12 protein-coding genes are annotated in these 14,367 nt (G+C 69.9%); 9 read left to right on the top strand and 3 right to left on the bottom strand.

Going from position 1 to position 14,367, the window contains the following annotated elements; genetic code table 11:
* The coding region (locus APY03_RS43510; protein ID WP_232324207.1) for an aminotransferase class III-fold pyridoxal phosphate-dependent enzyme at window positions 1-810 on the bottom strand (810 nt) is incomplete at its 3' end.
* 104 nt (window positions 811-914) lie between these two features.
* On the opposite strand from APY03_RS43510, the gene APY03_RS09205 reads away from it, so the two are divergent.
* The 3 genes from APY03_RS09205 to APY03_RS09195 all read left to right on the top strand — a co-directional run bounded on the left by APY03_RS09205 (window position 915) and on the right by APY03_RS09195 (window position 5,936).
* Complete coding sequence (locus APY03_RS09205) at window positions 915-1,859, top strand: LysR family transcriptional regulator (RefSeq protein ID WP_068676049.1); 945 nt, start codon at window positions 915-917, stop codon at window positions 1,857-1,859.
* A gap of 175 nt (window positions 1,860-2,034) precedes the next feature.
* On the top strand, window positions 2,035-3,966 hold the full coding sequence (locus tag APY03_RS09200) for a sigma-54-dependent Fis family transcriptional regulator (RefSeq protein ID WP_068676047.1): 1,932 nt from the start codon (window positions 2,035-2,037) through the stop codon (window positions 3,964-3,966).
* Window positions 3,967-4,133: 167 nt separating this feature from the next.
* Window positions 4,134-5,936 (top strand): NAD(P)/FAD-dependent oxidoreductase, encoded by a 1,803-nt coding sequence (locus APY03_RS09195; RefSeq protein WP_068676045.1) that lies wholly within the window; start codon window positions 4,134-4,136, stop codon window positions 5,934-5,936.
* 6 nt (window positions 5,937-5,942) lie between these two features.
* Here the strand turns inward: APY03_RS09195 and APY03_RS09190 are convergent, their stop codons facing one another.
* Complete coding sequence (locus tag APY03_RS09190; protein ID WP_068676043.1) at window positions 5,943-8,345, bottom strand: catalase; 2,403 nt, start codon at window positions 8,343-8,345, stop codon at window positions 5,943-5,945.
* A 166-nt stretch (window positions 8,346-8,511) separates the two neighbouring features.
* On the opposite strand from APY03_RS09190, the gene APY03_RS09185 reads away from it, so the two are divergent.
* The gene (locus tag APY03_RS09185) at window positions 8,512-8,793 is read left to right on the top strand and encodes a hypothetical protein (protein ID WP_068676041.1); all 282 of its coding nucleotides are present in this window, start codon (window positions 8,512-8,514) and stop codon (window positions 8,791-8,793) included.
* A gap of 118 nt (window positions 8,794-8,911) precedes the next feature.
* The gene (locus APY03_RS09180) at window positions 8,912-9,106 is read left to right on the top strand and encodes a hypothetical protein (RefSeq protein ID WP_068676039.1); all 195 of its coding nucleotides are present in this window, start codon (window positions 8,912-8,914) and stop codon (window positions 9,104-9,106) included.
* Between the two features lie 22 nt (window positions 9,107-9,128).
* Here the strand turns inward: APY03_RS09180 and APY03_RS09175 are convergent, their stop codons facing one another.
* Window positions 9,129-9,836: a Crp/Fnr family transcriptional regulator gene (locus tag APY03_RS09175; protein WP_068676037.1), complete on the bottom strand. Its 708-nt coding sequence runs from the start codon at window positions 9,834-9,836 to the stop codon at window positions 9,129-9,131.
* Between the two features lie 104 nt (window positions 9,837-9,940).
* Here APY03_RS09175 and APY03_RS09170 point away from each other — a divergent pair, with 104 nt between their 5' ends.
* The 4 genes from APY03_RS09170 to APY03_RS09155 form a co-directional block, all read left to right on the top strand.
* A complete protein-coding gene (locus tag APY03_RS09170) occupies window positions 9,941-10,858 on the top strand; it encodes a 3-keto-5-aminohexanoate cleavage protein (RefSeq protein WP_068676035.1) in 918 nt (305 codons plus the stop codon).
* Between the two features lie 37 nt (window positions 10,859-10,895).
* Window positions 10,896-11,888, top strand: coding sequence for a Bug family tripartite tricarboxylate transporter substrate binding protein (locus tag APY03_RS09165; RefSeq protein WP_068676033.1), 993 nt, complete (start codon window positions 10,896-10,898; stop codon window positions 11,886-11,888).
* A gap of 3 nt (window positions 11,889-11,891) precedes the next feature.
* Complete coding sequence (locus APY03_RS09160) at window positions 11,892-12,842, top strand: 3-hydroxyacyl-CoA dehydrogenase NAD-binding domain-containing protein (RefSeq protein WP_068676031.1); 951 nt, start codon at window positions 11,892-11,894, stop codon at window positions 12,840-12,842.
* Between the two features lie 24 nt (window positions 12,843-12,866).
* Window positions 12,867-14,367: AMP-binding protein (locus APY03_RS09155; protein WP_068676029.1), on the top strand; the 1,501-nt coding region annotated here is incomplete at its 3' end.

Below are 14,367 nucleotides of genomic sequence, written 5' to 3'. Positions count from 1 at the left end.
GCCGAAGCCGGTGATGACCTCGTCGAAGATCAGCAGGATGTTGTGCGCGGTGCAGATCTCGCGCAGGCGCTTCAGGTAGCCCTTGGGCGGGATCACCACGCCGGCCGAGCCCGAGAAGGGTTCGACGATGACGGCGGCGATGTTGCTCGCGTCGTGCAGCGCGATCAGGTCCAGCAGGCGGTCGGCCAGCTCGGCGCCCTGCTCGGGCTCGCCCCGCGAGAAGGCATTGGCCGCAAGCTGGGTGTGCGGCAGGTGATCCGCCTCCACGGCCTGGCCGAAGGTCTTGCGGTTGGCGGCGATGCCGCCGACCGAGATGCCGCCGAAGTTGACGCCGTGGTAGCCCTTCTCGCGGCCGATCAGGCGGGTCTTGCCGGCCTGGCCCTTGGCGCGCCAGTAGGCGCGCGCCATCTTGAGCGAGGTGTCGGCCGCCTCGGAGCCCGAGCCGGTGAAGAACACGTAGTCGAGGCCCTTGGGCGTGAGCTCGCGCAGCCGGTTGGCCAGCTCGAACGAGAGCGGATGGCCGAACTGGAAGGCCGGCGAGTAGTCCAGCGTCGCGATCTGCCGGCTCACCGCCTCGGTGATCTCGGGCCGGCCGTGGCCCAGCCCGCAACACCAGAGTCCGGACAGCCCGTCGAAGATCTTGCGGCCGTCGCTGTCGGTGAAGTACAGGCCCTTGGCCTCGACGATCATCCGCGGGTCGGCCTTGAACTGGCGGTTGGCGGTGAAGGGCATCCAGTGGGCGTCCAGCCAGGCGGCGTCGGTGCGGACCGTGGGGGCGTGGGCGGATGTGTCGGCGGCGAGGGTGGTCATGGCAGGAGGCGCGGGGCGCGCGCCGGCGGTTGGAGGTGGCACTGATTCTGGAGAGGCCGGATACTTCGGCCAATGCCGGAATATCCACGTTCACTTGCCCATCCATGAAAGTAAAGACGCCCTCCTCTTCCGCGCCCTCCCGCCTCGGCCAGCTCGGCGAATCGGACCTGCGCATGCTGAAGGTCTTCAAGGCCGTGGCCGACTGCGGCGGCATGGCGGCGGCGGAGCTGGAGCTCAACGTCGGCACTTCAACCATCAGCCGGCAGATCAAGGACCTGGAGACGCGCCTGGGCCTCACGCTGTGCCGGCGCGGCCGCGCAGGCTTCGCGCTGACGGTGGAGGGCCAGCGCATCTACGAGGAGACGATGCGCCTGCTGAGCGCGGTGGACGCCTTCCGCAGCGGCGTGGACGACATCCACCAGCGCATGGGCGGACGGCTGGAGATCGGGCTCTTCGACAAGACGGCGACGAACCCCAAGGCCCGCATCGGCGAGGCCATCGCCAGCTTCGTCGAGCGCGCGCCCGAGGTGACGCTGCAGATCCAGATCGGCACCATCAACGCCATCGAGCGCCAGCTGATCGACGGCAGCCTGCACGTGGGCATCATCCCGGCGCACCGCAGCTCCGAGAGCCTGGCCTACGACCCGCTGTTCGACGAGACCATGCTGCTGTACTGCGGCACCGGCCATCCGCTGTTCGAGGGCCGCAACACCGGGCTGGACTGGAAGGGCCTGCGCGCGCATCGCTTCGCGGGCCTGGGCTACCACTCGCCCAACATGGAGGCCAGCCACCGCGCCGGGCTCAGGCGCGCGGCCACCGGGCTGGACCAGGAGGCGATCGCGACGCTGATCCTCTCGGGCCGCTTCCTGGGCTTCCTGCCCGACCACTATGGGCGGATCTTCGAGGAGGGCGGGCGCATGCGGCCGGTGCGCAAGTCGATGTTCCGCTACGACTGCGGCTTCGTCTGCGTGATGCGGCGCTCGCCGGCGCCCTCGCGCGCGGCGCTGGCCTTCAGGGAGGCGCTGCTGCAGGCGCACGGGGCGGCCTGAGAGCGAGGACGTTCCGGGCGGCTTGCATGCCCCAGGCGTGGCACAAGCCCCTGCTGCGGCGCGATGCCCGGGCGCGACGCACCGGGTTTTACCTCTGGCTCGCGGCGGCATCGGCCGCCAAAGATGTCCGGCTGTGCCGTCCGCGCCGCGGCGCGCCTCGCGAGATTGATTGAACATGACTTCCATCCAGTCGCGCCACATCGACAACGTCTATGCGATCGCCACCCGCGCCGCGCCCGCCGAGGCGCCGGCGAGCCTGGTCCACCAGTCCTGGGCGCGCTGCGTGCGCGACCATGGGCTCGATCCGTCGAAGCCCACGCCCGCGCGCATCCTGCCGGCCGCCGACGTGCGCGCGCACCAGCAGCAACTCGAGCATTTCCTGCGCACCGCACGCGCCGGCATGGAGGACATGTACCGCCGCGTCGCCGACCTGGGCTACATGGTGCTGCTGACGGACGCGGAAGGCATCACCGTCGACTACATCGGCCACCCGGCCTGGGACGACCAGCTGCGCAAGGCCGGCCTCTACCTCGGCGCGGACTGGAACGAGGCGCACGCCGGCACCTGCGGCGTGGGCACCTGCCTGGTGGAGCGCGCGCCGATGACCTGCCACCAGACCGAGCATTTCGACGCCACGCACATCGCGCTGACCTGCACCACCGCGCCGCTGTTCGACCACGGCGGCAAGCTGACGGCGATCCTCGACGTCTCGGCGCTGCACTCGCCCGAGGCCAAGGAGAGCCAGCACCTGGTTCGCCACCTGGTGGCCATCTACGCGCGGATGATCGAGGACGCCGATTTCCTGCGCCACTTCCGCGGCCACTGGATCCTGCGGCTGGGCCGCGCGCATGGCCTGGTCGAGGTGGCGGGCGAGGCGATGCTGGCCTTCGACGAGGGAGGCACCATCGTCGGCGCCAACGGCGGGGCGCGCCAGGCCTTCGGGTCGCACGATGGCGCCGGGCCGGCCGGCCTGGTCGGCTGCGCCGTCGCCGAGCTGCTGCACATGCCGATGGAAGCCGTCTGGTGCCTCGGCCACGGCGCCCTGCCCTTCGCGCAGATGCTGCAGCTGCCGAATGGCGAGTACGAGGCCTCGCTGCTGGCGCCGCGCGTGCGGCGCCCGGCCGCGCCGGCGACGAGCGCGGCACGGCCCACGGACCGGCTGCCCCCGCTCGAGCACATCGCAGGCGAGGACCCCGTCATGCGCAAGCTGCTGGCGCAGGCGCGCCGCCTGGTCGACCGCGGCATCCATGTGCTGATCGAGGGCGAGACCGGCAGCGGCAAGGAGGTGCTGGCCCGCGCACTGCACGGCGCGAGCCAGCGCGCGGCCATGCCCTTCGTGGCGGTGAACTGCGCCTCGATCCCCGAGTCGCTGATCGAGAGCGAGCTGTTCGGCTACACGCCCGGCAGCTTCACCGGCGGGCGCAGCAAGGGCATGAAGGGGCTGATCGCGCAGGCCGACCGCGGCACGCTGTTCCTCGACGAGATCGGCGACATGCCGCTTTCGCTGCAGACGCGCCTGCTGCGCGTGCTGGCCGAGGGCGAGGTGCTGCCGCTGGGCGGCGAGTCGCCGCAGCGGGTCGACCTGGCGGTGATCGCCGCCACCCATCGGCGCCTGCCGGCGCTGGTGGCCGATGGGCGCTTCCGTGAGGACCTCTACTTCCGCCTGTGCGGCGCGGTGCTGCAGCTGCCGCCGCTGCGGGCACGGCAGGACCGCCGCCACCTGGTCGAGACCCTCTTCCACGAGGAGGCCGCCTCCATGGGCTCGCGCGCCCGGCTGTCGGAGGCGGCGATGCAACGGCTGCTTGCCCACGGATGGCCCGGGAACCTGCGCGAGCTGCGCAACGTGCTGCGCCGCGCGCTGGCGCTGTGCGCCGGCGACAGGGTCGACGTCGACGAGCTCCAGCTGCCCGCGCTCGCGGCCGACGCGCCGCATGCCGCGCCGACGCAGGCCGCGCCCGGTGCGGGGCCGGACGCGATGCAGCTGGTCGAGCTGCTCAGACGGCATCGCTGGCATGTGGCCAAGGCGGCGGCCGAGCTCGGTGTCTGCCGCGCGACCGTGTACCGGCACATGAAGCGCCACGCCATCGTGCCGCCTTCGCGCCTGTAGCGCCTGTCGCAGCCTGCGACGCTGTCGCGCGACGCCTGCGACAGCTGCGACAAAGACGGCGCCAAGTCATTGATTTCCCGTGCGGGCCGCCCCGGCACGAAAGATGCCCTGCAAGCGACGCGCCTCGACGCGCATGGCTTTAGTTCCTTCACACACGGAGACATTGCATGACAGATTCGACCCGCGATCCGACCCGCGCCGCTGCCGCCTGGCTGGCCGATTTCGCTGCCGCTCTCGCGCGCCAGGACATCGATGCCACCCTCGACCTCTTCGAGCCAGAGAGCTATTGGCGCGACCTGGTCGCCTTCACCTGGAACATCCGCACGCAGGAAGGGCCGGAGGCCATCCGCGCGATGCTGGAAGCGCGGCTGGCCGACACCCGGCCCTCCAACTTCGCGATCGAGGGCGAGGCCACCGAGGCCGATGGGGTAGTCGATGCCTGGTTCGGCTTCGAGACCCGCGTGGCGCGCGGCCGCGGCCACCTGCGGCTGCGCAACGGGCGATGCTGGACCCTGCTCACCACCATGACCGAGCTCAAGGGCTTCGAGGAGAAGACCGGCGAGCGCCGCGCCAAGGGCGCCGAGCATGGCGTGCACCGGGGCCGCAAGAGCTGGCTCGAGCAGCGCGAGGAAGAAGAGCAGGCGCTGGGCCGCACGGTGCAGCCCGAGGTCGTGATCATCGGCGGCGGCCAGGGCGGCATTGCGCTCGGCGCGCGGCTGCGCCGGCTGGGCGTGCCCACCATCATCGTGGAGCGCAACGCGCGTGCCGGCGACTCCTGGCGGCGGCGCTACAAGTCGCTGTGCCTGCACGACCCGGTGTGGTACGACCACCTGCCCTACCTGCCCTTTCCGGACGACTGGCCGGTGTTCGCGCCCAAGGACAAGATCGGCGACTGGCTGGAGATGTACACGCGGGTGATGGAGCTCAACTACTGGAGCTCGACCACCGCGAAGAAGGCGCGCTTCGACGAGGCGAAGCAGCAATGGGAGGTGACGGTCGAGCGCGAGGGCGAGGAGATCGTGCTGCGCCCGAAGCAGCTGGTGTTCGCGCTCGGCGTCTCGGGCTACCCGAACGTGCCGCAGATCGCCGGGGCCGAGGACTTCGAGGGCGAGCAGCACCACTCGAGCCAGCACCCCGGCCCGGAGGCCTACCAAGGCAAGAAGTGCGTGGTGCTGGGCTCCAACAACTCGGCGCACGACATCTGCGCGGCGCTGTGGGAGCACGGCGCCGACGTCACCATGATCCAGCGCTCGTCCACCCACATCGCGCCCTCCGATTCGCTGATGGAGCTGGCGCTGGGCGGGCTGTACTCGGAACAGGCGGTGAAGAACGGCATCGACCACCACAAGGCCGACCTGATCTTCGCCTCGGTGCCCTACAAGATCATGCATGGCTTCCAGATCCCGGTGTACGAGGAGATGAAGCGCCGCGACGCGGATCTCTACAGCCGGCTCGAGAAGGCCGGCTTCATGCTCGACTTCGGCACCGACGGCTCGGGCCTGTTCATGAAGTACCTTCGCCGCGGCTCGGGCTACTACATCGACGTGGGCGCCTCGGAGCTGGTGGCCAACGGCAGCATCAAGCTGAAGAGCGGCGTGAACATCGAGCGCGTCAACGCGCGTTCCGTGACGCTGAGCGACGGCAGCGAGCTGCCGGCCGACCTGCTGGTCTATGCCACCGGCTACGGCTCGATGAACGGCTGGCTGGCCGACCTGATCTCCCCCGAGATCGCCGACAAGGTGGGCAAGTGCTGGGGCCTGGGTTCCGACACGCCCAAGGACCCCGGCCCGTGGGAAGGCGAACTGCGCAACATGTGGAAGCCCACGCAGGCCCCCAACCTGTGGTTCCACGGCGGCAACCTGCACCAGTCGCGCCACTACTCGCAGTTCCTGGCGCTGCAGCTGAAAGCGCGGATGGAGGGCCTGGAAACGCCGGTGTACGAGCTGGCGCCCAGCTACCACCGGCGTTGAAGCAAATCAGAAGCGCGGCGGGTCCGAGTCGCGCTCCGGGTGCCGGTGCCTGGCCAGCGCGGCGATGAAGCTCGCCGCGATGTCCTCCCCGGCGCCGGCAAAGAGGATGCCGGGGTCCGGCTCGCCGGTGGGCAGCGTCGCGGGCATGCCCAGCTTGTCCGTCAGCGTCTTCGAGGCGCCCAGCACCAGCAGCGTCTTGCAGTGGCGGTAGGTGTTGACGACGAATTCCTTGGTCTGCCCCACGCTCGCCAGCAGTTCGACACCGGCCTGCCCGTCCGGCAGCACGACGGCGTCGAACAGCACCGGCGGCGTGTTCTCCAGCGAGGCATCGGCGTCCAGCGTGCCGCCCCCGGCGGTGCGCACCGGCCCGATGCGAGGCGCGACGATGCGCGCGACCGCGCCCGCATCGACGAGGGCCGCCTGCAGCGCCTCGATGGAAGCGCCGTCCACGCCATCGGCCGCCAGCAGCGCGATCTTGCGCGTGCGGATGCCGCCCTCGCCGGGCCGGGCCGTGAGCGACAGCGCGGGCGAAGTCGCGACCTCGGGCGCCTGCGGCTTCTCAGCGGCCCGCGGCATGGGCGCGGGCATGGCAATGCCCAGGCCCTCGGCCACGCGCGCGGCGAGTTCCGGTGCCACGTTGGCCAGGCTGGAGACCATGCGCTCCCGTATCGCCGGCACGGTGCACTTGGAGAGCTCGAAGCGGAAGGCGCCGACGATGTGCGCCTTCTCCCATTCCGTCTGGCTGTTCCAGAACAGCGTGGCCTGCTGGTAGTGATCGGCGAACTTCTCCGGCTTGCCGCGCAGCTTGTCGCCCTGCATCGGCTCGGGGAAGGAGACGAAGCCCTTGGCGCCGGCCTGGAAGGGGCAGCCGCCGGCCAGCGAGTTGGGCTCGTAGGCCACGCGCCCGCGGTGCAGGGCCTGGCGCTTGATGCCGTCGCGCTGGTTGTTGTGCACCGGCACGATCGGCGAGTTGATCGGGATCTCGTGGAAGTTGGCGCCGCCCAGGCGCAGGATCTGCGTGTCCTTGTACGAATGGATGCGGCCGGCCAGCAGCGGGTCGTTGCTGAAGTCGATGCCCGGCACCACGTGCGCGGTGCAGAAGGCGACCTGCTCGGTCTCGGCGAAGAAGTTGTCGGGATTGCGGTCGAGCACCAGGCGCCCGACGATGCGAACCGGCACCAGTTCCTCGGGCACGATCTTGGTGGCGTCGAGGATGTCGAAGCTCCAGTTGGCGGCCTCCTGCTCGGTGAAGACCTGCAGGCCAAGCTCCCACTCGGGGTACTCGCCGGCCTCGATGGCTTCCCACAGGTCGCGCCGGTGGTAGTCGGCGTCGGCGCCCTGGATCTTGGCGGCCTCGTCCCACACCAGCGAATGCGTGCCGAGTTTCGGCTTCCAGTGGAACTTGACGAAGCGGCTCTCGCCCGCCGCGTTGACCATCCGGAAGCTGTGGACGCCGAAGCCTTCCATCATGCGGTAGCTGCGCGGGATGGCGCGGTCGCTCATGGTCCACAGCATCATGTGCGTGGACTCGGGCGACAGCGAGATGAAGTCGTAGAAGGTGTCGTGCGCGCTCGCCGCCTGCGGCATCGCGTGGTGCGGCTCGGGCTTCACGGAGTGGACCAGGTCGGGGAACTTCATCGCGTCCTGGATGAAGAAGACCGGGATGTTGTTGCCCACCAGGTCCCAGTTGCCCTCGTCGGTGTAGAACTTCACCGCGAAGCCGCGCACGTCGCGCGCGGTGTCCACCGAACCGCGCTCGCCGGCCACGGTGGAGAAGCGCACGAAGACCGGCGTGATCTTGCCCTTCTCCTGGAAGGGCGCGGCGCGGGTGAGGTCGGTCAGCGCCTCGTAGGCCTCGAAGTAGCCATGCGCGCCCGAGCCGCGCGCATGGACGATGCGCTCGGGAATGCGCTCGTGGTCGAAGTTGGTGATCTTCTCGCGCAGGATGAAGTCTTCGAGCAGGGCCGGCCCGCGCAGTCCCGCCTTCAGCGAGTTCTGGTTGTCGGCGATGGGCACGCCCTGGTTGGTGGTGAGCATCTGGCCGGTGGAATCGACGCGCACGCGGTCGAGCGAGCCGGCGGTGCGGTTCTCGCCGGGCGCGGCGCCCTCGCCGGTCTTGGGCGAGAAGTTGGCTTCGCTCAGCGTGCTGGCGCCGGCCTGCACGGAAGGCGGCGGCGTCCTGGCGCCTTCGGGCGGCAGCACCGCACTATCGCGGCCGGCATCCAGCATCTTGTTGGGGTTGTACGGCATGGCCGCGGCCATGTCGTTCAGCTCGGCGGCACGGGCCGCGAGCGCGTCGCCGCCGGCGCTGTCCGTACGCGCAGGCCCGCTCGCGGTGTTTCGAGCAGCTGACTTGGCAGCGGCCTTGCCGGCCGCCTCGGTGGCGGGCTTCTTCCTGGACGTGGGCATCGAATGGCTCCTTGTTTGGACACGAAAGGGAACGCGATTCGAGTTCATGGATGCACGCGCCGGTGTCAGTCGTGACCGCGTCAGCAGTGCGGCAACCTCCGTCGCGTCGCCCGGGATGCGGTGGCAGACTGTCGGGACACGTCCGACTGAACCGAAGGAGCCGACGATGAACCTGCTTGAAATGCCGGAAGCGCAACGCGCCGAGCTGCAAGCCCGCAGCGCCCTCGCCATCGATGGGCGAGGCCAGGAACTGCTGCTTGGCTTGAACGCCGAGGAGTCGCGCTTCTACATCGCCTGCATGCAGCAGACGCCCGCGCGGCCGCAGCAGCGCGAGCGCTACGCGGAACTGAAGGTACGGCATGAAGCCGCCCGCCTCAAGCTTGCCTCGGTGGACGACGAGAGCACCGGCGACGAGGAAGGGCCGCCCCATCTCACGCACAAGTTCTGATGCGGGACGGCGCGTGCAGCACGTGCGCCTTCTCCCACGGTGAGTCCCGCGCCCTCCCGACATGGGCGCTTCGGACATTGGCTAACTTGAAGGGAGTCGCCTTTCAAGGAGCTTGATCATGCCCAGACACGATGCCGCCATTCCTGCGGAGGGACGCCCGCCACGGCGCCATCCGGACCATGAGAAGTGGCGCGACGATGAGGATGACGACCTGCGAACGGCACGCCCGCACGCGGGCCCTGCCGAGGAAGGGGAGCAGCCCCAGAGCCCCGGCGCCAAGCCCCTGCACAAGACGCAGCAACAGCAGCACTGACGCCCGCCGCCCACCGCGGCCGCTACTCGACGAAGCGCCGCAGCCCTTCCAGGTCGACCACGGTGATTCCGCCGTACTCGATGTGCAGCAGCCCCGCCTCGCGCAACCGGTTGAGCGCCGCGTTGCAGCGCTGGCGCGACAGGCCCGACAGATTCGCGATCTCCTCCTGCGAGGTCTGCAGGTGCACATCGCTGCCCGGATGCAGCCACGGATGAAACAGCCCCGCGAGTGCGCGCGCCACCTGGCTGTCGGCGTCGAGCAGGCGATGCGCCGCGTAGTTGCCCATGAACCAGTGCAGGCGCTCGTTGAGCTGGCGCAGCAGGAAATGGTTGAAGCTCAGCTGCGTCTGGTGCAGCCACTCGAAGGTTTCCACCGGAAGGCGCGCCACCCGGCTGTCGCGCAGCGCGATGATGTCGGCCGAGCGAGGCAAGGCCCGCAGCAGCGTGCCCTCGCCGAACCAGCTGCCGACCGAGAGGCCACCCAGCGTCACTGAGCGCCCGTCGGCGGCGGTGATGGACCACTTGAGCAGCCCTTCCAGCGTGCCGTACCAGTGCAGCGGCGTGTCTCCGCGGCGGCACAGCGCACACCCGGCGGCCACCGGCTGCTCGCGGATCTCGTCCAGCACCCGCGCCTGCGCGCCGGCATCCAGCGCCGGAAACCAGCCCGAGCGCTGCAGCAGGTCGGGTATGGAAAGGGAGGCCGCCTGTCTCCGGATCGGCTTGTTGTGCATCGACGCTCCTCGCCGCGTAAACCCTGACTCCAAATGTCGTCGCAATGACTGTGGGGCCGGCGGCGGCCAAAAATAATAGCGCGCTCATCCAAGGAGACCGATCGATGTCCAAGCGCAAGGTGATCGTGACCATTGCCCCTACCGGCGGCATGGCGCACAAATCGCAGAACCCCCATCTTCCCACCCAGCCCGCGGAGATTGCCGCCGACGTGGTGCGCTGCTGGAAGGCCGGCGCGAGCGTAGCCGCGATCCATGCGCGGCGGCCGGACGACGGCGCGACCTGCGACGCAGCGGTGTACCGCGAGATCAACCAGCGCATCCGCGATGCCGGCTGCGACATCGTGATCAACAACTCCACCGGCGGCGGCGTGCATGGCGACATGGTCAAGCCGCTGCCGGGCGGGCGCTGGGAGATCGCCTTCGAGGAGCGCGTGAAGGGCATGGACGCGGGCGCGGAGATGTGCACGCTGGACGCGACCACGCTCAACCTGAGCTTCGAGGGCCGCGAGATCCTGATGGACACGCCGCTCGGCAAGGGCCGCGAGCTCGCCGCCGGCATGAAGGCGCGCGGCATCAAGCCCGAGTGGGAGGTGTTCAGCCCCACCCACATCCTGCAGGACACGACCACGCTCATCAACGAGGGACTGGACGAGCCGCCCTACTTCATCAACCTGGTGATGAACGTGCACCGCAACTTCCAGAACGCGATGCCCTTCTCGCCGCGCCACCTGCAGATGATGGTGGACACGCTGCCCAAGGGCGCGATCTTCGGCGTGAGCGGCATCGGGCCCTCGCAGCTGGAGGCCAACATCAGCGCGCTGCTGCTGGGCGGCCATGCGCGCGTCGGGCTGGAGGACAACCTCTACTACCGGCAAGGGGAGCTGGCCACCAACCTGCAGCTGACGGAGCGCATCGTGCGCGTGCTGCACGAGATGGACCTGGAGCCCGCCACGCCGGCCGAGGCGCGCGACATGATGGGCCTGCCGCGCATCGGCCTGCCGCGCCCCGAATTCGCCGTGTGACGACCGCCACCTACAACGACCTCCGAGGAGACACGCCATGACCGATCGCCGCCACTTCCTTCACACCCTGGGCGCGGCTGCCGCCCTCGGCGCTCTTGCGCCGCTGACCGCGCGGGCCCAGGGCATCGAGCAGGTCAAGATCTACTACGGCTTCCCGGCCGGCAGCGCCGGCGACAGCGTGGCGCGCCGCGTCGGCGAGAAGTTGGCCGGTTCGGCCTACACCCGCAACGCGGCGGTCGTCGAGAACAAGCCCGGCGCGGGCGGCCGCATCGCGCTGGAGGTGCTCAAGGGCGCGCCCGCCGACGGCAGCGTGCTGGCGCTGTCGCCCTTCTCCTGCACCTCCATCTACCCGCACATCTACAGCAAGCTGAGCTACGACCCGGTCAAGGACATCACGCCGGTGTCGATCGCGGCGGTGATGCACCACGGACTGGCGGTCGGCCCGCTGGTGCCGGCCAGCGTCAAGAACGTCAAGGACTTCCTGGCCTGGGCCAAGGCCAACCCGGGGCAAGCCAGCTACGGCTCGCCGGCGGCCGGCTCCACGCCGCATTTCATCGGGGCGCTGCTGGGCATCAACAACGGCGTCGAGCTCAAGCACGTGCCCTACCGCGGCTCCATCCCCGGTGTGACCGACGTGGTGGGCGGTCAGATCGCCGCGATGGTGACGCCCAGCGGCGATTTCGTCGCCAACCACAAGGCGGGAAAGCTGCGGCTGCTGGCCACCTCCGGCAAGGCGCGCTCGCCCTTCTCGCCCGAGGTGCCGACCCTGGCCGAGCAGGGCTTCGCGGAGCTCACGACCGAGGAGTGGTTCGGCTTCTATGCGCCTGCCAGGACGCCGGCCGCGGTGGTCAGCGCTGCCAACGCGGCCGTCAACGCCGCGATCAAGGACAAGTCGGTGATCGACAGCCTTGCCGTCGTCGGCCTGATCGCGCATGGCTCCAGCGTCGAAGAGATGGCCCGTTCGCAACGCGACGAGTTCGAGCGCTGGGGCCCGCTGGTCAAGAAGGTCGGCTTCACGGCGGAGTCCTGAGGCATGGCACGCAAGGACACGCCCATTGCACGCGTCGCGGTGGTCGGCACCGGCGTGATCGGTGCCAGCTGGGCCGCCTGGTTCCTCGCCCAGGGGCTGGACGTCGATGCCACCGACCCGTCGCCGGGGGCCGAGGCGCGGCTGCGCCAGGCCGTGGCGCAGCACTGGCCCACGCTGGAGCGCTTCGGGCTCGCTCAAGGCGCGTCCATGGAACGGCTGCGATTCCACGCGTCGCTGGAAGACGCCCTGCGCGAAACGGACTTCGTGCAGGAGAACGGCCCCGAGCGCATGGACTTCAAGATCGATCTGTTCCGCCGCATGGACGCCGCCGCGCCGCTGCATGCGATCCTGGCCTCCAGTTCCTCGGGGCTGACGGTCAGCGGCATGCAGTCGGGCTGCGCGCATCCGGAGCGCGTGGTGCTGGGCCATCCCTTCAATCCGCCGCACCTGATCCCGCTGGTGGAGGTGATCGGCGGCGAGCGCACCTCGCCCGACGTCGTCGAACGCGCGATGGCCTTTTATGCGGCCATCGGCAAGCGGCCGATCCACGTGAAGCGCGAGGTCAAGGGCCATATCGCCAACCGGCTGCAGGCGGCGCTGTGGCGCGAAGCCTTCCACCTGGTCGAGCAGGGCGTGGCCTCGGTGGCCGACATTGACACGGCGATCTCGCAGGGGCCGGGACTGCGCTGGGCCGTGATGGGGCCTTTCATGAACCTGCACCTCTCCGGCGGCACCGGCGGCATCGCGCATGTGCTGGCGCACCTGGGCGGGCCGATCGAGGACTGGTGGAAGGACCTGGGGTCGCCCTTGATGACGCAGGAGCTCAAGCAACAGGTGACCGAGGGCGTTGCCGCGGAGCTCGGCCAGCGCCACGAAAGCGATCTGGAGCGCACGCGCGACGCCCTGCTGTTGAACCTGATCCGCGCCAAGTCCGCATCCGGCACACTCGAATAACAGCGCGCTACCAGGAGACATGCGATGAAAGCCGAAGGCTTCTTCGACGACGAGACCCAGCTCGCCCCGCCCCGCACGATCCGCATCGACTTCGACGACGGCTCTTTCGCGCTGCGCTCGCCCGTCGCGCTCCGGCCGTACGCCCGCTGCGTCGGCGAATGGCTGGAGCGCTGGGCGCGCGAGACGCCTGATGCACTGGCGCTGGCCGAGCGCGACGAGAGCGGCGAGGGCTGGCGCAAGCTGGACTACCGCGCGTTGCGCCGTGCCGTCGGCGCGGTGGCGCAGGGCCTGCTCGACCTGGGCGTGCCACGGGACAGGCCGGTGGTGATCCTCTCCGACAACGCCATCGACCATGCGGTGCTGATGCTGGCCACCATGCACATCGGCCGCACGGCCTGTTCGCTCTCCAGCGCCTATTCGCGCATGGCCAAGGACCCGTCGCGGCTGCACGGCATGCTGCAGGCGCTGGACCCCGCGCTGATCTATGCCTCGGACGCCAAGGTCTATGGCGGTGTGCTGGCCGGCTGCGGCGTCGATGCGATCACGGTCTTCAGCCGCAACGCCGACGCGCATCCCGGCGCGCGCTCTTTCGACCGGCTGCTGGCCACCCACGAGACGCCGGCCGTGATGCAGGCCTTCGAGGCCATCCTGCCCGACACCCATGCCAAGTACCTGCTGACCTCGGGCTCCACCGGCCGGCCCAAGGTGGTGATCAACACGCACCGCATGCTGTGCGCCAACCAGCAGATGATCGCGCAGACCTGGCGCTTCCTGGACCAGGAGACGCCGGTGCTGGTGGACTGGCTGCCGTGGAGCCACACCTTCGGCGCGAACCACAACTTCAACATCGTGCTCTGCCATGGCGGCGCGCTCTACATCGACGAGGGCCGCCCGGCGCCGGGCCTGATCGAGAAGACGGTGCGCAACCTGCGCGAGGTGCGGCCCACGCTGCTCTTCAACGTGCCGCGCGGCTACGACATGCTGCTCCCCGCCCTCGAGGCCGACGAAGCGCTCGCTGCCGATGTGCTGTCGCGCCTGCGCCTGTGCTTCTATGCCGCCGCGGCGCTGGCGCCCTCGACCTGGCAGCGGCTCGAAGCGGTGGCGAAGCGCGCACGGCCGGCTGCGCCTCTGTGGCTCACCACGTCATGGGGCGCAACCGAGACCTCGCCGGCCATCACCTCGGCCCATTGGAAGCTCGACGGCGCCGGCTGCATCGGCGCGCCGCTGCCGGGGCTGGAGCTGAAGTTCGTACCCAACGGCGACAAGCTGGAGATGCGGGTCAAGGGCGTCTCGGTCTTCCCCGGCTACCGCAACGCGCCGCGCGAAAGCGCCCAGGCCTTCGACGAAGAGGGCTACTACCGCATCGGCGACGCGGGCTACCTCGTCGATGCGCAGCGGCCCGAATGCGGCGTGATGTTCAACGGCCGCGTGGCCGAGGACTTCAAGCTGACGAGCGGCACCTGGGTCTCGGTGGGCACGCTGCGGGTGGAGCTGGTGTCGCGGCTGGCGCCGCTGGTGCAGGACG

The sequence above is a fragment of the Variovorax sp. WDL1 genome, from assembly GCF_001541225.1.
Taxonomy (GTDB): domain Bacteria; phylum Pseudomonadota; class Gammaproteobacteria; order Burkholderiales; family Burkholderiaceae_C; genus Variovorax.
This window is presented reverse-complemented; position numbering and strand designations above follow the sequence as displayed.

Excerpts from the sequence above, each read along its gene's own strand:
- APY03_RS09205 (WP_068676049.1), top strand. The coding sequence starts at position 915 with ATGAAAGTAAAGACGCCCTCCTCTTCCGCGCCCTCCCGCCTCGGCCAG.
- APY03_RS09200 (WP_068676047.1), top strand. The coding sequence starts at position 2,035 with ATGACTTCCATCCAGTCGCGCCACATCGACAACGTCTATGCGATCGCC.
- APY03_RS09195 (WP_068676045.1), top strand. The coding sequence starts at position 4,134 with ATGACAGATTCGACCCGCGATCCGACCCGCGCCGCTGCCGCCTGGCTG.
- APY03_RS09190 (WP_068676043.1), bottom strand. The coding sequence starts at position 8,345 with ATGCCCACGTCCAGGAAGAAGCCCGCCACCGAGGCGGCCGGCAAGGCC.
- APY03_RS09185 (WP_068676041.1), top strand. The coding sequence starts at position 8,512 with ATGAACCTGCTTGAAATGCCGGAAGCGCAACGCGCCGAGCTGCAAGCC.
- APY03_RS09180 (WP_068676039.1), top strand. The coding sequence starts at position 8,912 with ATGCCCAGACACGATGCCGCCATTCCTGCGGAGGGACGCCCGCCACGG.
- APY03_RS09175 (WP_068676037.1), bottom strand. The coding sequence starts at position 9,836 with ATGCACAACAAGCCGATCCGGAGACAGGCGGCCTCCCTTTCCATACCC.
- APY03_RS09170 (WP_068676035.1), top strand. The coding sequence starts at position 9,941 with ATGTCCAAGCGCAAGGTGATCGTGACCATTGCCCCTACCGGCGGCATG.
- APY03_RS09165 (WP_068676033.1), top strand. The coding sequence starts at position 10,896 with ATGACCGATCGCCGCCACTTCCTTCACACCCTGGGCGCGGCTGCCGCC.
- APY03_RS09160 (WP_068676031.1), top strand. The coding sequence starts at position 11,892 with ATGGCACGCAAGGACACGCCCATTGCACGCGTCGCGGTGGTCGGCACC.